General features: G+C 66.0%; 21 protein-coding genes. 11 read left to right on the forward strand and 10 right to left on the reverse strand.

Annotation, left to right across the window (positions count from 1 at the left end; all coding sequences use genetic code 11):
• Window positions 1-7: 7 nt before the first annotated feature.
• The 5 genes from P8H27_RS07640 to P8H27_RS07660 all read left to right on the forward strand — a co-directional run bounded on the left by P8H27_RS07640 (window position 8) and on the right by P8H27_RS07660 (window position 4,493).
• Window positions 8-766: an ABC transporter substrate-binding protein gene (locus P8H27_RS07640; protein ID WP_289636531.1), complete on the forward strand. Its 759-nt coding sequence runs from the start codon at window positions 8-10 to the stop codon at window positions 764-766.
• A gap of 96 nt (window positions 767-862) precedes the next feature.
• Entirely contained in the window at window positions 863-1,582 is a 720-nt protein-coding gene (locus tag P8H27_RS07645) for an ABC transporter permease (protein ID WP_289636489.1), read from the forward strand.
• On the forward strand, window positions 1,579-2,292 hold the full coding sequence (locus tag P8H27_RS07650; RefSeq protein ID WP_289636490.1) for an ABC transporter permease: 714 nt from the start codon (window positions 1,579-1,581) through the stop codon (window positions 2,290-2,292). The genes P8H27_RS07645 and P8H27_RS07650 overlap by 4 nt, the downstream gene beginning before the upstream one ends.
• A 62-nt stretch (window positions 2,293-2,354) precedes the next feature.
• Window positions 2,355-3,590, forward strand: a complete 1,236-nt coding sequence (locus P8H27_RS07655) for an FAD-binding oxidoreductase (protein ID WP_289636491.1) — start codon at window positions 2,355-2,357, stop codon at window positions 3,588-3,590.
• 99 nt (window positions 3,591-3,689) lie between these two features.
• A complete protein-coding gene (locus tag P8H27_RS07660; RefSeq protein WP_289636492.1) occupies window positions 3,690-4,493 on the forward strand; it encodes an amino acid ABC transporter ATP-binding protein in 804 nt (267 codons plus the stop codon).
• A 24-nt stretch (window positions 4,494-4,517) separates the two neighbouring features.
• Here the strand turns inward: P8H27_RS07660 and P8H27_RS07665 are convergent, their stop codons facing one another.
• Window positions 4,518-5,714 (reverse strand): class I SAM-dependent rRNA methyltransferase, encoded by a 1,197-nt coding sequence (locus P8H27_RS07665; protein WP_289636493.1) that lies wholly within the window; start codon window positions 5,712-5,714, stop codon window positions 4,518-4,520.
• 212 nt (window positions 5,715-5,926) lie between these two features.
• On the opposite strand from P8H27_RS07665, the gene P8H27_RS07670 reads away from it, so the two are divergent.
• Window positions 5,927-6,739, forward strand: coding sequence for an HDOD domain-containing protein (locus P8H27_RS07670; protein WP_289636532.1), 813 nt, complete (start codon window positions 5,927-5,929; stop codon window positions 6,737-6,739).
• A gap of 35 nt (window positions 6,740-6,774) precedes the next feature.
• Here the strand turns inward: P8H27_RS07670 and P8H27_RS07675 are convergent, their stop codons facing one another.
• The 4 genes from P8H27_RS07675 to P8H27_RS07690 form a co-directional block, all read right to left on the reverse strand.
• Window positions 6,775-7,080, reverse strand: coding sequence for a DUF2388 domain-containing protein (locus P8H27_RS07675; RefSeq protein ID WP_289636494.1), 306 nt, complete (start codon window positions 7,078-7,080; stop codon window positions 6,775-6,777).
• Window positions 7,081-7,305: 225 nt separating this feature from the next.
• Window positions 7,306-7,755, reverse strand: coding sequence for an NfeD family protein (locus tag P8H27_RS07680; RefSeq protein WP_289636496.1), 450 nt, complete (start codon window positions 7,753-7,755; stop codon window positions 7,306-7,308).
• A 3-nt stretch (window positions 7,756-7,758) separates the two neighbouring features.
• The gene (locus tag P8H27_RS07685) at window positions 7,759-8,682 is read right to left on the reverse strand and encodes an SPFH domain-containing protein (protein ID WP_289636498.1); all 924 of its coding nucleotides are present in this window, start codon (window positions 8,680-8,682) and stop codon (window positions 7,759-7,761) included.
• Window positions 8,683-8,774: 92 nt separating this feature from the next.
• The gene (locus tag P8H27_RS07690) at window positions 8,775-10,364 is read right to left on the reverse strand and encodes a murein L,D-transpeptidase (RefSeq protein ID WP_289636499.1); all 1,590 of its coding nucleotides are present in this window, start codon (window positions 10,362-10,364) and stop codon (window positions 8,775-8,777) included.
• A 154-nt stretch (window positions 10,365-10,518) separates the two neighbouring features.
• Here P8H27_RS07690 and P8H27_RS07695 point away from each other — a divergent pair, with 154 nt between their 5' ends.
• Entirely contained in the window at window positions 10,519-11,226 is a 708-nt protein-coding gene (locus P8H27_RS07695) for a murein L,D-transpeptidase catalytic domain family protein (RefSeq protein ID WP_289636500.1), read from the forward strand.
• 13 nt (window positions 11,227-11,239) lie between these two features.
• Here P8H27_RS07695 and P8H27_RS07700 read toward each other — a convergent pair whose 3' ends face one another.
• Window positions 11,240-13,024, reverse strand: coding sequence for a GspE/PulE family protein (locus P8H27_RS07700; protein WP_289636502.1), 1,785 nt, complete (start codon window positions 13,022-13,024; stop codon window positions 11,240-11,242).
• Between the two features lie 103 nt (window positions 13,025-13,127).
• Window positions 13,128-14,492 (reverse strand): inorganic triphosphatase, encoded by a 1,365-nt coding sequence (locus tag P8H27_RS07705; RefSeq protein WP_289636503.1) that lies wholly within the window; start codon window positions 14,490-14,492, stop codon window positions 13,128-13,130.
• A gap of 112 nt (window positions 14,493-14,604) precedes the next feature.
• Here P8H27_RS07705 and P8H27_RS07710 point away from each other — a divergent pair, with 112 nt between their 5' ends.
• The 4 genes from P8H27_RS07710 to argA all read left to right on the forward strand — a co-directional run bounded on the left by P8H27_RS07710 (window position 14,605) and on the right by argA (window position 19,216).
• On the forward strand, window positions 14,605-15,282 hold the full coding sequence (locus tag P8H27_RS07710) for a TIGR00153 family protein (RefSeq protein ID WP_289636505.1): 678 nt from the start codon (window positions 14,605-14,607) through the stop codon (window positions 15,280-15,282).
• Between the two features lie 39 nt (window positions 15,283-15,321).
• Window positions 15,322-16,587, forward strand: coding sequence for an inorganic phosphate transporter (locus tag P8H27_RS07715; RefSeq protein ID WP_289636506.1), 1,266 nt, complete (start codon window positions 15,322-15,324; stop codon window positions 16,585-16,587).
• 74 nt (window positions 16,588-16,661) lie between these two features.
• Window positions 16,662-17,816, forward strand: a complete 1,155-nt coding sequence (argE, locus tag P8H27_RS07720) for an acetylornithine deacetylase (protein ID WP_289636508.1) — start codon at window positions 16,662-16,664, stop codon at window positions 17,814-17,816.
• Between the two features lie 101 nt (window positions 17,817-17,917).
• Complete coding sequence (gene argA, locus P8H27_RS07725; protein ID WP_289636509.1) at window positions 17,918-19,216, forward strand: amino-acid N-acetyltransferase; 1,299 nt, start codon at window positions 17,918-17,920, stop codon at window positions 19,214-19,216.
• Window positions 19,217-19,382: 166 nt separating this feature from the next.
• Here the strand turns inward: argA and rmf are convergent, their stop codons facing one another.
• The 3 genes from rmf to P8H27_RS07740 form a co-directional block, all read right to left on the reverse strand.
• A complete protein-coding gene (gene rmf, locus P8H27_RS07730) occupies window positions 19,383-19,586 on the reverse strand; it encodes a ribosome modulation factor (RefSeq protein WP_289636510.1) in 204 nt (67 codons plus the stop codon).
• Between the two features lie 111 nt (window positions 19,587-19,697).
• On the reverse strand, window positions 19,698-21,278 hold the full coding sequence (gene gshA / locus P8H27_RS07735; RefSeq protein ID WP_289636511.1) for a glutamate--cysteine ligase: 1,581 nt from the start codon (window positions 21,276-21,278) through the stop codon (window positions 19,698-19,700).
• Between the two features lie 445 nt (window positions 21,279-21,723).
• Window positions 21,724-24,051, reverse strand: coding sequence for a Tex family protein (locus P8H27_RS07740; RefSeq protein WP_289636513.1), 2,328 nt, complete (start codon window positions 24,049-24,051; stop codon window positions 21,724-21,726).
• Window positions 24,052-24,105: the final 54 nt, after the last annotated feature.

The following is a 24,105-nucleotide window of genomic DNA, read 5'->3' on the forward strand; positions in this document are numbered from 1 at the left end:
GTGCATGATGAATCGAGTAAAGAGCTTGGCCACCGCTTGCGTCCTGTTGATCGGCGGCCTAGGCGCCGCCCAGGCGCAGTCGCTGCGGATCGCCACCGAGGGCGCCTACCCGCCCTTCAACTACGTGGATTCGAACAATGAACTGCACGGCTTCGACGTCGACATCGCCAAGGCGCTGTGCGCCAAGATGCAGGTCGAGTGCACCTTGGTCGCCCAGGACTGGGACGGCATCATTCCGGCCCTGATGGCCAAGAAGTTCGACGCCGTGGTGGCCTCCATGGTGGTCACCGAGGAACGCCAGAAGCAGATCGGCTTCACCGACCGCTACTACCGCACCCGCCTGGCCGTGGCGGTGCCGAACGATTCCAGCCTGGCCGATACCCTGCCGGCGACCCTGGACGGCAAGGTGGTCGGCGCGCAGTCTTCGTCGACCCAGAGCATCTACGCAGAGGACGTCTATGGCGCGGCCGGGGCCGAGGTCAAGCTCTACCCGACCCAGGACGACGCCAACAGCGACCTGGCCAACGGCCGCCTGGATGCGGTGGTCAACGACAAGTTCCCGCTGCTCGACTGGCTGGCCAAGACCGGCAAGGACTGCTGCAAGCTGCTCGGCGATATCCAGGGCAGCGACGACGATGTGGCCATCGCCGTGCGCCAGGACGACCAGGCGCTGCGCGAGCGGCTGAACCAGGCGCTGGCCGAGATCCGCGCCGACGGCACCTACCAGCAGATCGTCAGCCGTTACTTCGAATTCGACATCTACTGATCGAGCCGGCGCACCGGCCCGCGCTCGCCACCCGAGGGTGGCCGCGGGCCGGGCAAGCGTCATCCTGCCTGAACCGCCAATTCCGGGGTTGCGACCATGTTCGAACCTTTCTCTCTGCTGCTGTTCGGCGACGGTGGCTGGGGCCTGGCCCTGCTCGCCGGCGCCCTGGTGACCATCGCCCTGGCCCTGTGCTGCCTGCCCCTGGGGCTGCCGCTGGGCCTGCTGGTGGCGGTCGCGGCGCGCTCGAACAAGCGCCTGCCGCGGGCCCTGTCGACCCTGTTCGCCACCGTGTTTCGCGGCCTGCCCGAGCTGCTCACCCTGTTGATCGTCTACTACGGTTGCCAGATCGGCCTGCAGAAGCTGCTGGCCTCCTGGGGCTACAGCAGCGAAGTCAGCATCAATGCCTTCGCCGCCGCGGTGATCGCCTTCGGCCTGGTGTTCGCCGCGTTCTCCAGCCAGGTCTGGCTGGCGGCCTTCAAGACCGTCGGCAAGGGCCAGTACGAGGCGGCCAGCGTGCTCGGCCTGTCGCGCTGGCAGGCCTTTCGCAAGGTGATCCTGCCGCAGCTGGTGCGGGTCTCCCTGCCGGGGCTGTCGAATAACTGGCTGACCCTGCTCAAGGACACCTCGCTGGTGTCGACCATCTCCCTGGTCGACCTGATGCGCCAGACCAACCTGGCGGTGAGCGCGACCAAGGAACCCATGTTGTTCTATTTCGCCGCCTGCCTGCTGTACCTGTTCTTCTCGGCGATTTCCGGGCGGCTGTTCAGCTTCGCGGAAAAACACTACAGCTACGGCCAGCGGAGTGCCCAGCCATGACTGCCCCCGAGTGGTTGCATCTGTTCTTCGACCCCGAGCTGTTCGAGCGCTACGGCCTGCGCATGTTCGATGGCCTGCTGGTGACCGCCAAGCTGGTGGCGATCTCCTTCAGCCTGGGCCTGCTGCTCGGCTTGCTGCTGGCGCTCGGGCGGCTGTCGGGCAACCGCCTGCTGCGTTCGGCGACCTCGGGCTACATCTACTTCTTTCGCGGCTCACCGCTGCTGGCGCAGCTGTTCATGCTCTATTACGGCCTGGGTTCGCTGCGCGAGCTGTGGCAGGATCTGGGCCTGTGGTGGTTCTTCCGCGACGCCTGGTACTGCGCGTTGCTGGCCTTCACCCTGAACACCGCGGCCTACCAGGCCGAGATCCTGCGCGGCAGCATTCAGGCGGTGGCTCGCGGTCAGCGCGAGGCCGCAGCGGCCCTGGGTCTGAGCCGGCGCACCGCCTTCTTCAAGGTGATCCTGCCGCAGTCGCTGCTGATCGCCGTCGGCCCCCTGGGCAACGAGTTGATCCTGATGATCAAGGCCAGCGCCATCGCCTCGCTGGTGACCATCTACGATCTGATGGGGGTGACCAAGCTGGGCTTCTCGCGCACCTTCGACTTCCAGCTGTACCTGTGGGCGGCGGTCTTGTACCTGCTGATCGTCGAAATCATCCGCCGTCTGCTGCAGCGTATCGAGGCGCGCCTGGGGCGGCACCTGCATAGCTGATTTCAGGCTATTTTCGTTAACGGTCGCGCCCGGGCATGCGGGCGCGCGGCAAGGAATTCTGCATGAACTGCGACACTATCGTTCTGGGCGCCGGGATCATCGGCGTGTGTACGGCTCTCCACCTGCAGGCGCGCGGCCGCCGGGTGACGCTGGTCGACCTCAAGGAGCCGGGCGAAGGCACCAGCTTCGGCAATGCCGGCCTGATCGAGCGTTCCAGCGTGGTGCCCTACGCCTTCCCCCGGGAGTTCCTGCGGCTGCTGCGCTATGGCCTGAACCGCGAATCGGATGTGCGCTACAGCCCCAGCTACCTGCCCACGGCAGCGCCCTGGCTGCTGAGTTTCTGGCGTCAGTCGGCGCCCAAGCCGCTGGCCGAGTCGACCCGCGCCCTGCAGCCGCTGATCGAGCGCTGCGTGCTCGAGCACGACGCCCTGGTCGAACAGGCCGGGCTGGGCCGGCTGATCCGTGCCAACGGCTGGATCGAGGTCTTCCGCTGCCCCCGTGCCCTGCGCCGGGCCCAGCAGGAGGCCGAGGCGATGCGCGCCTACGGCCTGCACTTCGACCTGCTGGATGGCGCGCAACTGCGCGAACGCGAGCCGAATCTGTCGGGCGAAGTCTGCGGCGGCGTGCACTGGCTGGATCCGAAGACGGTCAGCGACCCCGGCAACCTGGTCAAGGGCTACGCGGCGCTGTTCGCCTTGCGCGGCGGCCAGGTGCGCAAGGGCGATGCCCGTTCGTTGCGCCAGAGTCCGGAGGGCTGGCAGCTGCTGACCGCCCAGGGCCTGCTCAGCGCCCGGGAGGTGGTGGTCGCCCTGGGGCCGGAGTCCAACGAGATCCTGCAGCCGCTGGGCTACCGCATTCCCCTGGGCATCAAGCGCGGCTACCACATGCACTACGCCCACGACCGCGAACTCAGGCACTCGCTCTGCGACACCCGGGGCGGCTATGTGCTGGCGCCGATGGAGCAGGGCATTCGCCTGACCACCGGCATCGAGTTCGCCGCGCCCGACGCGCCGGTCAACGAGATCCAGCTGAACCGGGCCGAGGCCCTGGCGCGCAGCATCTTCCCCCTGGGCCGGCGTCTCGAGGCGCAGCCCTGGCTGGGCAAGCGGCCGTGCCTGCCGGACATGCGCCCGGTGATCGGCCCGGCGCCGCAACACCCCGGCCTCTGGTTCAACTTCGGCCATGCCCACCATGGCCTGACCCTGGGGCCGGTCAGCGGCCGCCTGCTGGCGGAGATGATGACCGGCGAGCAACCCTTCACCGACCCGGCGCCCTTCAGCGTCGAACGTTTCGCCTAGGCGGCGACCAATAGCGCTGCCCCACACAACAATAAACGCCAGTCGTGCCGCCCGGATTTGCCGGCGTGGGCGAGCTGGCCGCAATGGGAGACAACTCGCATGCTTTCGTTTAGCCGTCAGATCGACGCAATCGCGCCCACCCGCCACCTGGCCCAGGCCGCTACGCGTGGCGGGCCGGCCGTGGAGATTCAGGGCCTGAACAAATGGTACGGCCCCTTCCAGGTGCTGCACGACATCGACCTGAGCGTGCAGGCCGGCGAGCGCATCGTGCTGTGCGGGCCCTCGGGTTCGGGCAAGTCGACCCTGATCCGCTGCATCAACCGCCTGGAGATCGCCGAGCAGGGGCGCATCCTGGTCGAGGGCAGCGACTTGTCCAAGGACAGCCCGCAGGCGGCCAAGGTGCGCCGGGAGATCGGCATGGTGTTCCAGCATTTCAACCTGTTCCCGCACATGAGCGTGCTGGACAACTGCAGCCTGGCGCCGATCAGCGTGCACGGCCTGAGCCGTGCTGCCGCAGTGGAGCGGGCGAGGCATTACCTGGCCAAGGTCGGCATCGAAAACCAGGCGGACAAGTACCCCGGCCAGCTCTCCGGCGGCCAGCAACAGCGCGTGGCCATCGCCCGGGCGCTGTGCATGCAGCCGCGGATCATGCTGTTCGACGAGCCGACCTCGGCGCTCGACCCGGAGATGGTCAGCGAGGTGCTGGATGTGATGGTCAAGCTGGCCGACAGCGGCATGACCATGCTCTGCGTCACCCACGAGATGGGCTTCGCCCGCCAGGTGGCGCAGCGCGTGCTGTTCCTCGACGGCGGGCGCATCGTCGAGGACAGCCCGCCCGAGACCTTCTTCAATGCACCGAAGAGCCCGCGGGCGCAGGCCTTCCTGAACCAGATCCTGCACTGAGCCGGCCCCTGGCTCAGAGCCCGATCAGCTGTTGGGCAGCAGGCGGCAGGTCAGCGACTTGATGTAGCGGGTCTCGGCGATGGCCGGGTGCACCGGATGGTCCGGGCCCTGGGCGCCGCGCTCGAGCAGCTGGATATTGCGGTCCAGGTGGCGGGCGCTGGTCAGCAGGATGTTCTGCAGATCGTCTTCCGGCAGGTGCATGGAGCAGCTGGCGCTGACCAGGATGCCGTCCTTGCCGAGCAGGCGCATGGCCTGTTCGTTGAGGCGGCGGTAGGCGGCCTCGCCGTTCTTCAGATCCTTCTTGCGCTTGATAAAGGCGGGCGGGTCGGCGATCACCACGTCGAAACGCTCCTCGGCGCTCTTGAGCTCCTTGAGGGCGGCGAACACGTCGCCTTCGACGCAGGTGACCCGCTCGGCGACGCCATTGAGCGCGGCATTGCGCTCGACGCCGTCGAGGGCGAAGCCGGAGGCGTCCACGCAGAACACTTCGCTGGCGCCGAAGGCCGCCGCTTGCACGCCCCAGCCGCCGATGTAGCTGAACAGGTCGAGCACCCGCTTGCCCTTGACGTAGGGCGCCAGGCGCGCGCGGTTCATGCGGTGGTCGTAAAACCAGCCGGTCTTCTGCCCCGCGATCACCGGGGCCTCGAACCGTACCCCGTTCTCTTCCAGGGCGACCCATTCGGGCACCACCCCGAAGGCGGTGTCCACGTAGCGTTCCAGGCCTTCGGCGTCGCGCGCGGCGGAGTCGTTCTTGAGCAGGATGCCGCTGGGCTTGAGCACCTGGATCAGCGCGGCCAGCACCTCGTCCTTATGCCGCTCCATGGCGGCGGAGGCCAGCTGCACCACCAGGATGTCGAAGAAGCGATCCACCACCAGCCCCGGCAGCAGGTCGGAGTCGCCGTACACCAGGCGGTAGCAGGGCTGCTCGAACAGGCGCTCGCGCAAGGACAGGGCGACGTTGAGCCGGTGCACCAGCAGCGACTTGTCCAGCACCAGCTTGCTGTCGCGCGACAGCAGGCGCGCGCAGATCAGGTTGTTCGGGCTCATGGCGACCACGCCCAGGGGCTTGCCGCCGGCGGCTTCGAGCAGCGCCTGGTCGCCGGCGGCAAAGCCGTGCAGCGGCGTGGCGGCGACATCGATCTCGTTGCTGTAGACCCACAGGTGGCCGGCCCGCAGGCGTCGATCGGCGTTGGCTTTCAGGCGCAGGCTGGGCAGGGACATGGGGGGTTCTCCAGAAAAAGAGCGCGATTATAGCCGGTTCGCCAAGCGCAGGCGCAGCTCGGACGGGCTTTCCATCGTGCCGATGAATGTTCCCGGGCATGTTCGCGTGGGGGCAATCCGGCTACACTCTGGCCTTCTGCCATCTTTGTCGACTCGCCATGGCCCACGCCCTCTCCGCCGAACAGATTCACAAAGTCCTGCAAGGCATCAGCGTGCCGCCGCAGCCACAGATCATGGTCGACCTGCAGATGGAGCAGGTCATGCCGCATCCCGACCTGAAGGCCATTGCCAGGCTGATCAGCCAGGATCCGGGGCTGTCCGGGGCGTTGTTGAAGATCGTCAACTCGCCGTTTTTCGGTCTGGACAACCGCATCGCCTCGATCCAGCAGGCGGTCAATCTGCTCGGTTGCGACACGGTGATCAACCTGATCAACGCCCAGTCGATCAAGGGCGAGCTCAGCGACGAGACCATAGTCACCCTCAGCCGCTTCTGGGACAGTGCCCAGGACGTGGCCATGACCTGCCTGACCCTGGCCAAACGCATCGGCTACCAGGCGCCGGACGAGGCCTACACCCTCGGCCTGTTCCACAACTGCGGCATCCCCTTGATGGTCAAGCGCTTCCCCCACTACATGACGGTGCTGGAGGAGGCCTATTACAGCGCCAGTGCCGAGTTGCGGGTGGTCGACACCGAGAACCGCCTGCTCAACACCAACCACGCGGTGGTCGGCTACTTCACCGCCAAGTCGTGGAACCTGCCGCTGCACCTGTGCGAAGCCATCGCCAGCCACCACAACGCCTTGGCGATCTTCAGCGACGACTCCGGCCGCGATGCCCAGTTGAAGACCCTGCTGGCGATCCTGAAAATGGCCGAGCACATCTGCCAGAGCCATCGGGTGCTGGGCAACCAGGCCGAGGATCATGAATGGCAGAACATCGAACAGCTGGTGCTGGAGTACGTCGGCCTGTCCGGGTACGACTTCGAACACTTGCGCGAGAGCATTCGCGAGTTGGGAGCCGCCTGAGCCGCCTGCCGCCCCGGAGGCGGCAGGCGGGATGGCTACTGCTGTTGTGCGGCGAGGATGGCGCTGGCCAATGCCATGTCGCTGGCCTGCAGGTCGGGGTGTTCGGCGCGCAGTTGGCGTAGCGCCGCTTCCAGATAAGGCCCGCGAATTTTCCCGCCGCTGGCGACATAGCTGCTGGCATCGTCACGCGCCGGCACTACCAGCTTCTTGTCCTTGAAGGTCAGATAGGTCGAGGCGGTGGTCGCGCCGGACGAGAGGATGTCGCGCACCATGCTGTCAGCGAAAGCTGGGGCGGTGAACGCGAAGAGTGCGGCAAAGAGTAACGGGCTGAAGTGGCGCATGCGCTGACTCCGAAAGGTGGGCTTATGCAATAAGAGTCCGGCCCGCCGCAGGGGTTCAACCAGGCCGATCAAGGGTGGGGGCGCGGTCTGCTGGCTCATGGCCTTTGCTCGGCGATAGTGAGGCCGCACAGCAGTGCAGCCTGCAGCAGCTGCTCGGGCTTCAGTCGCGAAGCTCGACGGGTGCCTTGATGGCCTTCACGACTGTGGAGCTGAGAGGCGGTGTCTTTACCCGATGGCTTCGACTCTCAGGCGCACGCCCTCCTGGGCGGTCACCTTGACCGGGCTGCCGGCCGGCAGATCCGGGCCGCTGACCAGCCACAGGGTGTCGCCGGCCTTGATCTTGCCGTGGCCGTTGCTGATGGCTTCATGGAGGACGAACTGGCGCCCCACCAGCTCACTGCCGCGGCGGTTCAGCCCCGGTTGGTCGGAGGGTTTGGCCGCGGTGCGCTGGCGGCGCCACCAGTACACGGCGGTGAGCACCGAGAGCACGCCGAACAGGATGAACTGCACGGCCCAGGGCAGCTCCGGGAACAGGTAGGTGAACACGCCGACGCTGGCCGCGGCGATGCCGATCCACAGCAGGTAACCGCCGGCGCCGAACACTTCGAGGATCAGCAGCAGGGTGCCGAAGGCCAGCCAGTTCCAGAACGACAGGTGCTGCAAGTAGTCCCACATCGCTTAACCCTGCTTGTTATCGCCGAAGGTGGCTTTGACGATCTCGCCGATGCCGCTGACCGCGCCTATCACCTGGCTGGCTTCCAACGGCATGAGGATGACCTTGCTGTTGTTGGCGCTGGCCAACTGGCCGAGGGCGTCGATGTATTTCTGTGCGACGAAGTAGTTGATCGCCTGCACGTTGCCGTCGGCGATGGCGACCGAGACCACCCGGGTGGCTTCGGCTTCGGCGCCGGCGGCGCGTTCGCGGGCTTCGGCTTCGAGGAAGGCCGCTTGCCGTTCACCCTCGGCCTCGAGGATCTGCGCCTGCTTCTTGCCCTCGGCGGTGAGAATGGCGGCGGCGCGCAGGCCTTCGGCTTCGAGGATTTGCGCCCGCTTGATCCGCTCGGCCTTCATCTGCCCGGACATGGCGGCCATCAGGTCGGCCGGCGGGCTGATGTCCTTGATTTCGATGCGGGTGATCTTGATCCCCCAGGGCGCGGTCGCCTCATCCACGGTGCGCAACAGTTTCTCGTTGATCGCGTCGCGCTGGCTGAGCATCGCGTCCAGCTCCATGGAGCCGAGCACGGTGCGGATATTGGTCTGCAGCAGGTTGCGGATGGCATGGGTGAGGTTGTTCACCTCGTAGGCGGCCTGGGCGGCGTTGATCACCTGGAAGAAGCACACGGCATCGATCTGCACCGTGGCGTTGTCGGAGGTGATCACTTCCTGGGGCGGAATATCCAGCACCGTTTCCATGACGCTGAGCTTGTGGCCGATGCGATCCATCACCGGCACTATGATGTTCAGGCCCGGGGTCAGGGTGTTGGTGTAGCGGCCGAAGCGCTCGACCGTCCATTGCGAGCCCTGGGGCACCACTTTGAAACCCATAAAGACCACGGCGACGGCCAGGCCGACGAAGAGAAAGATCACACTGCCGATTTCCATGAGGCGTAGTTCCTTGCGCAGAGCTTGTAGGGTGACGGGCGATTGTATGCCTATCGCCAGGGATTTTCCCGGGATCCGGGCGAACTTGTGAATCAGTATGGGTCGCCTTGCAGCGCCGCGAGCAGTCTTCGATCGCGCGCATAGAGGTCGTTGCGCAGGATCAGTTCGCCGGCGGCGTTGACCCCCGCGGTCCAGTAGGCGAGGACGATCGGCAGGCGCCCGCGGATGGGGAATTCTGTGGTTTTGCCGCTGGCCAGCAGGCGCGCGATCTCGGCGCAGTCATCGGCCGGCAGCAGGACGTCGAGCAGTTCGACGATGCCTTCGATGCGCACGCAGCCGGAGCTGAACGCGCGCGGCGATTTGCCGAACAGGTGCTGGCTGGGGGTGTCGTGCAGGTACACCGAGAACGGGTTGGCGAAGCGGATGACCAACTGCCCGAGGGGGTTTTGCGGCCCGGCATCCTGGCGCAGGATGATCGCGCCGGGATGCTGCCAGTCGACCGTGGCCGGGTCGAGGGGCTGGCCGTCGCGGTCGAGCACGCGCAACTGCTGGCGCTGCAGATAACCGAGGTCGCGGCGGATCTCCGGCAGTTTGTCCTCGCGCAGGATGGTCGGCGGCACTGTCCAGGTGGGGTTGAGGGTCAGGCGGCTGACCAGTGATTTGAGCTGCGGCGTCTGCCGTGCCGGCCGCCCGACCTGGGCACGCCCCTGCCAGAGCAACTGGTGGTCACGGTAATAGCCGAGCTGGCCCGCGGCGATATCCACCAGCAGGGTTTCGGCCTCGATGTCGCCGGCCAGCCAGCGCCAGCGTTCGAGGTTGACCCGCAGTTGCTCGAGCCGCTCGGTCGCGCTGGTGTTCAGGGCGGTCAGGCTGTCCGCGCCGACCAAACCGTCGGCCTGCAGGCCATGGCGGCTCTGGAAACGTTCCACGGCGGCAACCAGGGGGGCGTCGTAGCGCTCGGCGTCAGTGCTTGGCCGTTGGCCGATATAGCCCTCCGCCGCCAGGCGGGCGGCCAGCAGGGGAATGCGCTGATCGCGCATGCCCGGGCGCAGCAGGCGGCCGGGCGGAACCCTGGGCCACTCGGCCAGTGGCAGACGACGCCGCTCGGCGTAGGCGCGGCGCAGTTGCTGGTATTGGCGCAGAGCGGGGCGCGCCGCGGCGAAGGCCGCCGGCAGGTCGTCGAGGCCTTGCCAGGCGCGCCTGAGCAGGCTGGCCGGTGGCGTCGGGCTGGCGCTGTCGGGGGCGCGCCAGAAGGGTTCTAGCGGTTCTTGCGTCAGGCGCCCGTGTGCCAGGTGCTGCAGGGCTTGCAGGTAGCCATGGCTGATCAGCAGGTCGGCGCAGGCGCGCTGCTGGATATCGTTCGGCAGCGCGGCGGCCAGGCGGTCGAGCCGATACTCGCCGGGGTCGAGGCCGTCGTCGGCCAGTTGCTCCAGTTCATGCAACAGCGCCGCACGTCGGCTAGGCTCCTGCCAGAGCGGGACGAAGGCCTGCTGCGTATAGAACTCGTACAGCAGGCCGGATACCTGCAGCTCGGCGGCCGTGAGCGACGGGGCGCAGGCGCTCGGTTGCGCGGCGAAACTCAGGCGAATCGCCTGGCTGGCGCCGTCATCGACGGCGTAGGCCTGGGCCGCAATAGCCAATAGACCGGCGGCAGCCAGGTGGCGTGCGGTGTTTGTGTACAATCGCGCTCTCCAGTTCATGGGTTGCCAGTTGCGTGACGGTTGTTTGCCGTCGAATGGGGCGCCGTCGGCTCGTGCGGCGCCGGCAGCGATTAAAGCAGGCGCTCGCAAGCGTTCGCCGAATGTTGGTCGCAGTGTACACAGGAGCTTCCTGCGCATGATCCAAGCACTCCGCCGACTCGGCATTTACCTGAGCGGGCTCTGTCTGCTGGTTTCACCCTGGCTGGCGGCGGCAAGCGCGCCGCCGCCGCTGTTCGACAGTCTGACGCGGGCCGCGCCCGGGCTCGACCGCCAGGTGCTTGAACATGCGCTGATGGCCATGCAGTGTGCGCTCAAGCATGGTGCCGAGCCGGCGCAGCGGCTGGCGGTGATCGACTATGCGCAGCCATCCACCGCTCGCCGCTTGTGGATCTTCGATCTGCAGCAGCCGCGCTTGCTGTTGCGCGATTTTGTCGCTCACGGGCGTTTGTCGGGAGAGAATTTCGCCACGCGCTTTTCCAACACCTTGGGCAGCTACCAGTCCAGCCTGGGCTTGTTTCGCGCCGCGGAGAGCTACAGCGGCAAGCACGGCTATTCGTTGCGCATGGACGGCCTCGAGCCGGGAGTCAACGACCGGGCTCGCGAGCGCGCCATCGTCATCCACGCCGCCAGCTACGTCGACCCGCGCCTGGTACAGAGCCAAGGCCGGATCGGCCGCAGCCTCGGTTGCCCGGCGGTGCGGCCGGAGGTGGCACGGATGGTGGTCGACCAGCTCAAGGGCGGCCAGTTCATCTTTGCCTGGTATCCGGATCAGGCCTGGCTGCAGGGCTCGGCCTACCTCAACTGCCCGCCGCGCAAGGGGACGCCGGTCGTCGCCCAACGCTGAGGCGCAGGCCGCGCTAACGCTGCTCGCTCTGCGGGGTGACCCGTAGCACTTCCTCGATGGTGGTCAGGCCCGCGGCGACTTTTTGTGCGCCCGACAGCCTGAGGCTGCGCATGCCCTCCTTGAACGCCTGTCGGCGCAGGGCTACCAGGTCGGTGTCGGCGCCGATCAGCGCTTTGATGCCATCGTTGAGCTGCATGATTTCGTAGACCCCGGCGCGCCCGCGGTAGCCGGTGTCGCGGCATTCCAGGCAGCCCACGGCCTTGTGCGCGCCGCTCGGCAGCGGCGCGTTCCAGGGTTTGGTCAGGCTCTGCCAGTCGTCTTCGCCGAGTTCGTGCGGTGCCTTGCAATGCGGGCAGAGGGTGCGCACCAGGCGCTGGGCCATGACCCCGAGCAGGGTGGCCTTGAGCAGGTAATGCGGCACGCCCAGCTCGAGCAGGCGGGTGATGGCGCTGGGCGCGTCGTTGGTGTGCAGGGTCGAGAGCACCAGGTGGCCGGTCAGTGCGGCCTGGATCGCCATCTCGGCGGTTTCCAGGTCGCGGATCTCGCCGACCATGATGATGTCCGGATCCTGGCGCATCAGCGCGCGCACGCCGCTGGCGAAGGACAGGTCGATGTTGTGCTGCACCTGCATCTGGTTGAAGGCGCCCTCGATCATCTCTATCGGGTCTTCGATGGTGCAGACGTTGACCTCGGACGTCGCCAGCTGCTTGAGCGTGGTGTACAGGGTGGTGGTCTTGCCCGAGCCGGTGGGGCCGGTGACCAGGATGATGCCGTTGGGTTGCCCGGTCATGTCGGCCCAGCGCTTCATGTCGTCCGGCGAGAAGCCCAGCTGGTCGAAGCTTTTCAGCAGCACTTCCGGATCGAAAATGCGCATCACCAGCTTCTCGCCGAAGGCGGTGGGCAGGGTCGACAGGCGCAACTCGACCTCGCCGCCATCCGGGATCCTGGTCTTGACCCGGCCATCCTGCGGTTTGCGCTTTTCCGCGACGTTCATCCGCCCCAGGCTTTTCAGGCGGCTGACCACCGCCATGGTCACCTGCGGCGGGAATTGGTAGACGTTGTGCAGCACGCCGTCGATGCGAAAACGCACGCTGCCCTGCTCGCGGCGCGGCTCGATGTGGATATCGCTGGCGCGTTGCTGGAAGGCGTACTGGAACAGCCAGTCGACGATGTTGACGATATGCGCGTCGTTGGCGTCCGGCTCTTGATCCTGGGCGCCGAGGTTGAGCAGTTGCTCGAAGTTGCCGACGCCGCTGATCTTCATCTCGCCGGCGCTGGCGCCGCTGACCGACTTGGCCAGGCGGTAGAACTCCACGGTAAAGCGCTGGATCTCCGCCGGGTTGGCCACCACCCGCTTGATCGGGCGTTTCAGCACATGGGTCAGGTTGGCTTCCCAGCTGTGCATCAGCGGTTGCGCGCTGGCGATGGTCACCGCCTCGGGGGCTACCGCCACGGCAAGAATCTTGTGCCGTTGGGCGAAGGCGTAGGACATCAGCGGGGTGACGGCGGCCACATCGATTTTCAGCGGGTCGATGCGCAGGTAGGGTTGCCCGACCCACTCCGCCAGCCACCGGGTGAGGCTTTCCAGGTCGAGCGCCTTGCCTGGACAACCCAGGTCGTTGACCTGCTGCGCGGCGAGAAATTCCAGCGGATGCTGCTGGTTGTTCACCGCGCTGCGGCGGATCGTCAGGCACTGCTCGGCACTGTCCTGGTCGATCCGGCCCTGACTGACCAGTTCGCGCAGCAGGTCGCCGAGATCGAGGGTGCGGTCGGCGGTGGGCGAGATGATGGCGGACATGGGACTCCCTGTGGTGGTAGCGGTAAGCGGCAAGCTTAAAGCGGCAAGTCGAAAACTGCTGCGCGCCAACGCATAAATGCCACATTGGCTTGCCGCCTGCCGCTTATTTCACCAGCATTCTCCAGGCTTTCAAGGCTGCCACAGTATGGGTCTGGGCTTGCCGTGCGGCCAACGACTCGGGATCGATGGGGCGACTGGCCTGTTCGCTCAGCTTGCTCAGTTCGCCGTACAGGCGGTCGACTTCCGGCACCTCCAGCACGCCACGGGCCAGGCGTAGCCAGACCAGCAGGCGCTCGATGCGCGGCAGTTGTTCGGCCAGGTCTTCCGGTTGTTTCTGGTAGCGGCTCAACTGCAGGTCATGGCCTTCCTCGGCGATCAGGGTCGCCAGCCAGTTGCCCAGCGGCGCGGCGCCCTGACGGTTGCCGCGGTTGTTGCGGGCGTTCGTCCAGCCCCTGGCCAGCAGCCAGCGCGAGGCGTTCAGGGAGAACTGGCCCCAGCGCGTGCTTTGCAGTTCGCTGGCGAACTGCGCCGGTGCGGCCTGACGCGCGGCATCGTCGAGTTGGCCGGCCTGCAGGCGTGGGCGCCAGTCGTGCAACAGGGCATCGAGGCTCTGGCGCAGTTCGCTGCTGCTGCTGCGCGGTGCGGCTTGGCCGAGGCTGCCGATCAATGCCCGCAGGCCGACCAGTTGTTCCAGCCAGTCGACCAGCAGGCGCCAATGGCCATTGAAACGGTACTGCTCGGCCAGCCGTTGGCTGCTGCCGAGCAGGTGCCAGGCGAGCGCGGCAAAGCCGTCGTCCAGGCTCATCTCGGCGTTCAGTTCGGGGGCCGGTAGGCTGAGGCTGTAGCTGCCGGCATCGAACAGGCGGTAACCGCGCTCGGCCTTGCTGATGTCGCAAGGCATCAGCGGCAGATCGGCGGCGAGTTCGGCGGCCAGCTCCAGCAAGGCTTCAGGTTCGCCCTGGCGCAGCTCCAGCTCCAGCTCGCAGATTTCTTCCTCGCCTTCGCCGGCGATGACCTGGCCGAGATCCAGGGCGGCTTCGATGACCACCTTGGCCTTGCCGCGGCCCCAGGCGATATCGGCACGCTGGCGGACGAAGTCGGTGCTGAAGATCGGTTGCAGCAGGCTCTTGTCCAGTTCGGCCAGGGCCGCCGGCCAGCAGTTGGCGTCGAGTTTGCTCAGATCCAGTTCGGCCTGCTCCAGAGACCAGTCGAACTCGTTGCGCTCGGACAGGCCGGCCACGCTCTGGCCGCGGCTTTTCAGGGTCTGGATAAAGGCATCGCCATCGCGGCGGATGCGCAAGGCGACCTTGGCCTGGGCCAGGTCGCGGGCCGGCGTGTCGAAATATTGGTTAAATAATTCGTGTTGTTCCCAGCCGCTCTTGTTGCGTTTCTTCAGCAGCGGGTGCTCGCGCAGGGCGGCCAGAGTGTCGCGGCTGGCGCGCAATTTGATTTCGGTTTCTTTGACCATGATGGTGAGCTAAGCGCCTAGTGTAAAATTGTGACTGTCTGATGATGCATGCTGGCGAGCTTTTCGAGCGATCCGTATACTTGCCGCCTTCTTTAAAGCCGGGGTTCACCCTATGCCGCTCAATCCATTCGCCAGCCTGTTCGGTCGCTCGCCCATCGGGCCGATGCAGAAGCACTTCGCCAAAGCCCATGAGTGCGCCGCACACCTGGTGCCGTTTTTCGACGCCGTGATGGCTGAGGATTGGGCCAAGGTGGCACAGGTGCAGCAGGACATGGCGCGGCTGGAGGGCGAAGCCGACAAGCTCAAGAAAAGCGTGCGTTTGCACCTGCCCAAGAGCTTGTTTCTGCCGGTGCCGCGTTCGGATCTGCTTGAGCTGCTGAGTGTACAGGACAAAGTTGCCAACCGCGCCAAGGACATCGCCGGCCTGATGCTGGGTCGCGAAATGGCCATTCCGCAGGCTTTGCAGCCGTTGATGCGGGCCTTTGTGCAGCGCACCGTGGATGCCAGCGCCCAGGCGCTAAAGGCGATGAACGAGCTGGATGAACTGCTGGAGACCGGCTTTGGCGGGCGCGAAGCCGCCTTGGTCGTTTCCATGGTCGAGGAATTGGAGCAAATCGAGCGCGACACCGATGTGATGCAGGTCGAAGCGCGTCGTGGTCTGTTCAAGCTGGAAAAGGACCTTCCTCCGGTCGACGTTATTTTCCTCTACCAGATCCTCGAGTGGATCGGCGATGTCGCCGACCGCGCCGAGCGTGTCGGTAACCGACTGGAACAACTGCTGGCGCGTTAAGCGCCAGTGTTCTTTCTGGAATCTACGGATTAATTATCTATGTCTCTGATTGCGGACTACGGCCTCGTACTTCTGCTGCTCGCCTGTCTCTTCGGCTTTTTCATGGCCTGGGGCGTGGGCGCCAACGACGTGGCCAACGCCATGGGCACCTCGGTGGGCTCGCAGGCGCTGACCATCAAACAGGCGATCCTGATCGCCATGGTGTTCGAATTTGCCGGCGCCTATCTGGCCGGCGGCGAGGTCACCGAAACCATCAAGAGCGGCATCGTCGATGCCTCGATGATCACCCCGGACCTGATGGTGCTGGGCATGATGTCGGCGCTGCTGGCGGCCGGCACCTGGCTGCTGATCGCCTCGACCCGCGGCTGGCCGGTCTCCACCACTCACTCCATCGTCGGTGCGGTGATTGGTTTTGCCGCCGTCGGCGTGTCCATGGACGCGGTGCGCTGGGGCGGCGTCGGCCCGATCGTCGCTAGCTGGGTGATCTCGCCGCTGCTCTCCGGCATAGTCGCCTTCGGCCTGTTCGTCAGCGTGCAGAAGCTGATCATCGATACCGACGAGCCCTTCCTCAACGCCAAGCGTTTCGTGCCGCTGTATATGTTCGCCACCGGCTTCATGGTCAGCATCATGACCCTGACCAAGGGCCTCAAGCATATCGGCCTGAACCTCTCCGGCGGCGAGGGTTTCCTGCTCTCGCTGGGCGTCGGCGCGCTGGTGATGCTGCTGGGTATCGGCCTGCTCAGCCGGATCAAGATCGACCTCGAGGCGGACAAGGACTTCCACTACGCCAGCGTGGAGAAAGTCTTCGCCGTGCTGATGATCTTCACCGCCTGCTCCATGGCCTTCGCCCACGGCTCCAACGACGTGGCCAATGCGGTCGGTCCGCTGGCGGCCATCGTCGGGGTGATTCAGAGTGGTGGCGAAATGGCCGTTGGTGCTAAATCCGCGGTTCCCGGCTGGGTGCTGCTGCTCGGCGCGGTGGGTATCGTCATCGGCCTGGCCACCTATGGCTACAAGGTGATCGCCACCATCGGCAAGGAAATCACCGAGCTGACCCCGAGCCGCGGCTTTGCCGCCGAGCTGGCTACCGCCACCACGGTGGTGGGGGCCTCGGCCATCGGCCTGCCGGTGTCCACCACCCACACCCTGGTCGGTGCGGTGCTGGGCGTCGGCCTGGCCCGCGGTATCGGTGCGCTGAACCTGGGCGTGATCGGCAAGATCTTCATGTCCTGGCTGATCACCCTGCCGGTCGGTGCGGTTCTGGCCATCGTATTCTTCTATATCCTGCGCGGCATCTTCCTCTGAGCTAGCCCCGCATTACGGTTCCCTCTGCGTCGGCGTTGCCCCTATGATGGCGGCAACGCCCGCGGAGACCGCCAATGCCCCTGCCTTCCTTCAAAGAGCAATTCGCCGCGCTGATTGCCGCGCCTTCGGTGAGCTGTACCCAGGCGCATTGGGATCAGTCCAACCGGCCGGTGATCGAGTTGCTCTCGAGCTGGCTCGGCGACCTCGGGTTCGCCTGCGCAGTGCAGGAAATCCAGCCGGGCAAATTCAACCTGTTGGCCAGTTACGGCAGCGGCCCGGGCGGCCTGGTGCTGGCCGGGCACAGCGACACGGTGCCGTTCGATGCGGCCTTGTGGCAGAGCGACCCGCTCAAACTGACCGAGGCCGATGGCCGCTGGATCGGTTTGGGCAGTTGCGACATGAAGGGCTTCTTCGCCCTGGCCATCGAGGCGCTGCAACCCTTGCTGACCCAGCGCTTCCAGCAGCCGCTGCTGATCCTCGCCACCTGCGACGAGGAAAGCTCGATGTCCGGCGCCCGCGCCCTGGCCGCGGCCGGTCGGCCGCTGGGGCGCGCCGCGGTGATCGGCGAGCCGACCGGGCTGAAGCCGATCCGCCTGCACAAGGGCATCATGATGGAGCGCATCGACATTCTCGGCCAGAGCGGCCATTCCTCCGACCCGAGCCTCGGCCACAGCGCCCTGGAGGCGATGCAGGACGTGCTGAGCGAGCTGCGCGGCTTGCGCGGCCAATGGCAGCGCGAGTTCAACAACCCGCAGTTCGGCGTGCCGCAGCCAACCCTCAATCTCGGCTGCATCCACGGCGGCGACAACCCCAACCGCATCTGCGGCCAATGCTCGTTGGAGTTCGACCTGCGCCCGCTGCCGGGCATGCAGCCGGAACTGCTGCGCGCGGCGATCCGCCAGAAGCTGCAACCGCTGGCCGAGCGGCATCGGGTCAAGATCGACTTTGCCCCGCTGTTTCCCAGCGTGCCGCCCTTCGAGCAGGCCGCCGATTGTGAATTGGTGCGCCTGGCCGAGCGCCTGACCGGGCACAACGCGGCTTCGGTGGCGTTTGCCACCGAAGCGCCTTATCTTCAGCAGCTTGGCTGCGAGACCCTGGTGCTCGGCCCCGGCGATATCGACTGCGCCCACCAGCCGGGCGAGTACCTGGACATGTCACGTATCGAGCCGAGCGTGCGTCTGTTACGTCAGCTGATCCAACACTACTGCCTGCAACCTGTGAAAGCCTGAAGGGGAGCCCCGATGCTGCTGCGACGACGCTAGTTACCTTCTCCCAGCGCGAGAAGCGTTGTTTTCACCTTTACTTTCGTCATTGCTCTACAGGCTCTCACATGCACGACTACGTCAATTGGCTGCGCCACGCTTCGCCCTATATCAATGCCCACCGCGATTGCACCTTTGTGGTGATGCTGCCGGGCGAGGGTGTCGCCCACCCGAATTTCGGCAATATCGTCCACGACCTGGTGCTGCTGCACAGTCTCGGCGTGCGCCTGGTGCTGGTGCACGGCTCGCGCTCGCAGATCGAGGCGCGTCTGGCCGCACGCGGGCTGACCCCGCACTTTCACCGTGATCTGCGGGTTACCGACGGCGCGACCCTGGAGTGCGTGATCGATGCGGTCGGCCAGTTGCGTATCGCCATCGAGGCGCGCCTGTCGATGGACATGGCCGCTTCGCCGATGCAGGGCGCGCGCCTGCGCGTGGCCAGCGGCAACTTCGTCACCGCACGGCCGATCGGCGTGGTCGACGGCATCGACTATCACCACACCGGCGAGGTGCGGCGGGTCGACCGCAAGGGCATTGGCCGCCTGCTCGACGAGCGCAGCATCGTGCTGCTGTCGTCGCTGGGTTATTCGCCCACCGGGGAGATCTTCAACCTGTCCTGCGAAGACGTGGCCACCCGTGCGGCCATCGACCTGGGTGCCGACAAACTGTTGTTGTTCGGCGCCGAGTCCGGCCTGCTCGACGAGACGGGCAAGTTGGTGCGCGAGCTGCGCCCGCAACAGGTGCCGCAGCACCTGCAGCGGCTGAACGGCAGCTACCAGGCGGAATTGCTCGATGCCGCCGCGCAAGCCTGCAGCGGCGGGGTGCGGCGCAGCCATATCGTCAGCTATACCGAGGATGGCGCGCTGCTCAGCGAACTGTTCACCCGTGCGGGCAACGGCACCCTGGTGGCCCAGGAGCAGTTCGAGGTCTTGCGCGAGGCGACCATCGAGGACGTCGGCGGCTTGATCGAGCTGATCAGCCCGCTGGAAGAACAGGGCGTCCTGGTGCGCCGCTCGCGCGAGGTGCTCGAGCGCGAGATCGAGCAGTTCAGCATCGTCGAACGCGAGGGGCTGATCATCGCCTGCGCCGCGCTGTACCAGATCGCCGATTCGGACTACGGCGAGTTGGCCTGCCTGGCGGTTAACCCAGCCTACCGCCACGGCGGTCGCGGCGACGAACTGCTCGAACGCATCGAGGCCCGCGCCCGCGCCCAGGGTTTGAAGCACCTGTTCGTGCTCACCACCCGCACCGCTCACTGGTTCCGCGAACGCGGCTTCATGCCCAGCAGCGTCGACCGCCTGCCGGCCGCGCGCGCCTCGCTGTACAACTTCCAGCGCAACTCCAAGGTGTTCGAGAAGGCGTTGTAGGCGGGGCGTGATCCGGGTGCCGGCACTGTTGCGCCCAGGCTATGCCCTACGCGCCTTCAAGGCTGGTATTTGCCCCGCAGGCGCCTGCGGGGCAAATGCCCAAAAGCAGGCCGAGAAGGCGCAACGCAGCAAACCGACGGCAGGGCGGGATGCGCATTCCGGTGGCTCAGGCGCTCTTCTGCTGGCGCAGCAGTTGTTCATGGCCGTCGTCCCAGCCGGCCTCCCAGGCGGCGGCGAGGACTTCGGCGCGGCGGTCGTGGCGGCTGTAGGATTGGCCGGTGAGGCCTGCCATATAGCCTTGCTGGTAGGCCTTGTTCAGGCTTTCCAGGCTCCAGTGGCGGTCATCCTTGAGGCGAGTGTCGGGCTCCATGGGCACGGCTCATGTTGATTGTGCTGCGCTTATGCTAGCCGCGCCCGGCCTTGCAGGCTGGGTCGCCGGTCACAGCAGCTGCTCCGATGCTGGTTTTTGTGACCGGATCGACTAAATTCCTGGGGCCAGGATGCTCGCCTGATAGGCGGCGGCAAAACTGTCGAAGTCTCCCTGTTCCTGGGCCTCCAGATCCGCCTGCTCGCCGAGTGAGCGGGCGCTCGCGGCTTCGAAGGCGGCCTGTTGCTCTGTGCTCAACGGCTGGCTGCGGAAGTAGTCGGCGTGCAGCTTGCTCTGGCGCAGGGCGAACTGAGTGAAGCATTCACCCTGCTGCAGTTGCGCGAGTACCTGGGCCGAGGGCGTCAGGGCTGGGTTGTCGATTTTCTCGCGCTGGGCTTGCAGCGCCAGGCTGTGCGCTTCGTCGCCGTGGCTCTGGTCGAGCAGAGTGGCCGTACGCTGGATGCTGTCGAGCAGTTCGTGAGCCCAGGCCTGCAGTGCCACGGGGTTGCCCCGGTGCTGCAGATGCAAGCCGGGACGCCGACCTTCCTTGACCACTTTGAGGAAGTTGTCGGTGCAGGCGTGACATTCCTCGCCCTCCAGTGGCGGGCTTTCCTGCAGCGCACAGAACAGCAGGAAGGCGTCGAGGAAGCGCGCTTCGACCAGGTCGATGCCCAGCGGCAGGAAGGGGTTGATGTCCAGGCAGCGCACTTCGATGTATTGCACGCCGCGCGCCACCAGCGCCTGGATCGGCCGCTCGCCGCTGTGGGCCACGCGTTTCGGGCGGATGTTCGAGTAGTACTCGTTCTCGATCTGCAGGATGTTGGTGTTGAGTTGCAGCCACTCGCCATCCTTCTTGCTGCCGAGCTCGACATAGGGCGGGTAGGGCGTGGCGACCGCTTGGCGCAGGCTGTCGGTGTAGCTGGTCAGGTCGTTGTAGCAAGGGGTGAGGCCGGCCTGAGCGCTGCTCTGGTAGCCCAGGTCGCTCATGCGCAGGCTGGTGGCGTAGGGCAGGTACAGGGTCTCGCCATCCAGCTGCTGCAATTGGTGCGGGCGCCCGCGCAAGAAGCCGGCATCCAGCGCCGGCGAGGCGCCGAACAGGTACATCAGCAGCCAGCTGTAGCGGCGGAAGTTGCGAATCAGGGCGATGTAGCGCGCCGATTGGTAGTCGCGCGCGTTGCGCGTATTGCCCTCGGCCTGCTGCAACAGCGGCCACAGGCTGTCGGCCAGGGAGAAATTGTAGTGAATGCCGGCGATGCACTGCATGGTCTTGCCGTAACGCAGGGCCAGGCCCTTGCGGTAGACGTATTTGAGTTGACCGACATGCGAGCTGCCGTACTGGGCGATCGGGATGCTTTCCTCATCCGGCAAGGCGCAGGGCATCGACGGGCTCCACAGGTATTCGCCGTCGAGCTTGCTGTAGACGAACCTATGGATCTGCTCGAGATCGGCCAGGGTCGTGGCCGGGTCGGCCTCGGCCGGGGTGATGAACTCCAGCAGCGATTCGGAATAGTCCGTGGTGATCAACGGGTGGGTCAGCGCCGAACCCAGCGCCGGTGGGTGCGGGGTCAACGCCAGCTGGCCGTCGCCGTTGACGCGCAGGCATTCGCGCTCGATGCCGTGCAAGCACTGGGCAAGCAGGGAGAGGTTGGCGCGCTCGCCAAGCAAGGCCAGGCGGCGGGAGAACAGGTCGCTCAAGAGTGCATTCCTTCACGCATCGGTCGCCCCAATATGGGGGTGCTAGTCGCGCTCTACAAGGGGCGGCGGGAAAATGCAGGCCACTGCCTGCGCTCGGTCAGTGCGTTCTTATAACCTGAGGCGAGCGAAGATGGTTATAGCTGGACGCTGTGCGCTTGCGCCAGGGCGACGCGTCTGGGCCAGGGCCTGTCCATGCCCTGGCGTGCTGTCGTCGCGAGCGCGCGGTTATTTTTGGCGCTGTAGCCGTTAGGTGTTGTATCGCCAGGCGCGAACTGCCTGCGATCCGTAGGAGGCCCGACCTCGGGGCGAGCTTTGGCTATACCGCGAAACGATGGGCCGGCAGCCCTGCGGGCTGCATTCGCCGCGGGGTCGCGCCTCCTACAGACGGCGTTCGGGCTCAACCCGTAAGCGGAACAAGGTCTGTTTTACGGCGCGCAGGTTGGGCTTACTTCTTCAGTTGCTTGGCATTGGCGAACAGCGCGGCCATGCCGGCATTGGCCGGGGCCGGTTTGTCCTGGCTGGAATGGCGTTCGCTGCGCGGTGCATTGCCACGCGGGTTGCCGCCGCCACGAGCGCCGCCGCGCGGGCCTTCGACCTTCTCCCCGGGGCTGTCGCTCATGCGCATCGACAGGGCGATGCGGCCCCGCGCGATATCCACCTCCATCACCTTGACCTTGACCACGTCGCCGGCCTTGACCGCTTCATGCGGGTCCTTGATGAACTTCTCCGACAACGCCGAGATGTGCACCAGACCGTCCTGGTGCACGCCGATGTCGACGAAGGCGCCGAAGTTGGTGACGTTGGTCACCACGCCTTCGAGGATCATCCCCAGCTCGAGATCCTTGAGGGTTTCGACGCCCTCCTGGAATTCGGCGGTCTTGAACTCGGGGCGCGGATCGCGGCCGGGTTTTTCCAGCTCCTGGAGGATGTCGCCGACGGTGACCAGGCCGAAGCGTTGGTCGGTGAATTTTTGCGGATCGAGGCGTTTGATGAAGGCCGCGTCGCCGACCAGCGAGCGGATGTCGCGGCCGGTATCCAAGGCGATGCGCTGCACCAGCGGGTAGGTTTCCGGGTGCACGGCCGAGGCGTCCAGCGGGTTGTCGCCGTTCATCACGCGGAGGAAGCCGGCGGCCTGCTCGAAGGTCTTCTCGCCCAGGCGCGAGACCTTCTTCAGGGCGTCGCGGGTCTTGAAGGCGCCGTTGGCGTCGCGGTGCGCGACTATGTTCTGCGCCAGGGTCGTATTCAGTCCGGAGATCCGCGCCAGCAGGGCGGCCGAGGCGGTGTTGACGTCGACGCCGACGGCGTTGACGCAATCCTCGACCACCGCGTCCAGGCTGCGCGCCAGCTTGAGCTGGGAGACGTCGTGCTGGTACTGGCCGACGCCGATGGATTTCGGCTCGATCTTCACCAGTTCGGCCAGCGGATCCTGCAGGCGGCGGGCGATGGACACGGCGCCGCGGATCGACACGTCGAGGTCGGGGAACTCCTTGGCCGCCAGTTCCGAGGCCGAGTAGACCGAGGCGCCGGCTTCGCTGACCATCACCTTGGTCATCTTCAGACCCGGGTACTTCTTGATCAGCTCGGCGGCCAGCTTGTCGGTCTCGCGGCTGGCGGTGCCGTTGCCGATGGCGATCAGGTCGACCGAGTGCTTGGCGCACAGCGCGGCGAGCACGGCGAGGGTCTGGTCCCACTGGTTCTTCGGCACGTGCGGGTAGACGGTGGCGGTGTCGAGCAGCTTGCCGGTGGCGTCCACCACCGCGACCTTGCAGCCGGTGCGCAGGCCCGGGTCGAGGCCGAGGGTGGCGCGCGGGCCGGCCGGGGCGGCGAGCAGCAGGTCGTGCATGTTGCGGGCGAATACCGAGATCGCCTCGTCTTCGGCGCCTTCGCGCAGTTCGCCGAGCAGGTCGGTTTCCAGGTGGGTGTAGAGCTTGACCTTCCAGGTCCAGCGCACCACTTCGCCCAGCCATTTGTCGGCGGCGCGGCCCTGGTTGCTGATGCCGAAACGCTCGGCGACCATGCCTTCGCAGGGGTGCAGGGTGCCGGGCAGCTCTTCGCCGACTTTCAGGCTGGCGCTGAGGAAGCCTTCGTTGCGCCCGCGAAAAATCGCCAGGGCACGGTGCGAGGGGGCGTTTTTCAGCTTCTCGTCGTGCTCGAAGTAATCGCGGAATTTAGCGCCTTCGTCTTCCTTGCCGGCAATCACCCGGGCACTGAGGGTGGCGTTGTCCTTGAGGAAGCCGCGCAGGTTGGCCAGCAGGCTGGCGTCCTCGGCGAAGCGCTCCATGAGGATGTACTTGGCGCCTTCGAGCACTGCCTTGATGTCGGCGTAGCCTTTTTCGGCGTCGACGAAGCGCGCCGCTTCGCTTTCCGGATTCAGTGTTGGGTCGTCGAACAGCGCGTCGGCCAGTTCGCCGAGGCCGGCTTCCAGGGCGATCTGGCCCTTGGTGCGGCGCTTCTGTTTATAGGGCAGGTAGAGGTCTTCGAGGCGGGTTTTGGTCTCGGCCAGGTTGATCTCGCGGGTCAATTCCGGGGTCAGCTTGCCCTGCTCCTCGATGCTGGCGAGGATGCTGGCGCGGCGCTCGTCCAGCTCGCGCAGGTAGCGCAGGCGCTCTTCCAGGTTGCGCAGTTGGGTGTCATCCAGGCTGCCGGTGACTTCCTTGCGGTAGCGGGCGATGAACGGCACGGTGGAGCCTTCATCGAGCAGCGCCACGGCGGCGGCGACCTGTTGCGGGCGCACGCCCAGTTCTTCGGCGATGCGGTTGTTGATGCTGAGCATATGAAAAGCTACCCACACTGAAACGAAAAACCGGCCTCGCAAACCACGGGCCAG

It is taken from the genome of Pseudomonas sp. sp1636 (genome assembly GCF_030376615.1).
Lineage (GTDB): Bacteria > Pseudomonadota > Gammaproteobacteria > Pseudomonadales > Pseudomonadaceae > Aquipseudomonas.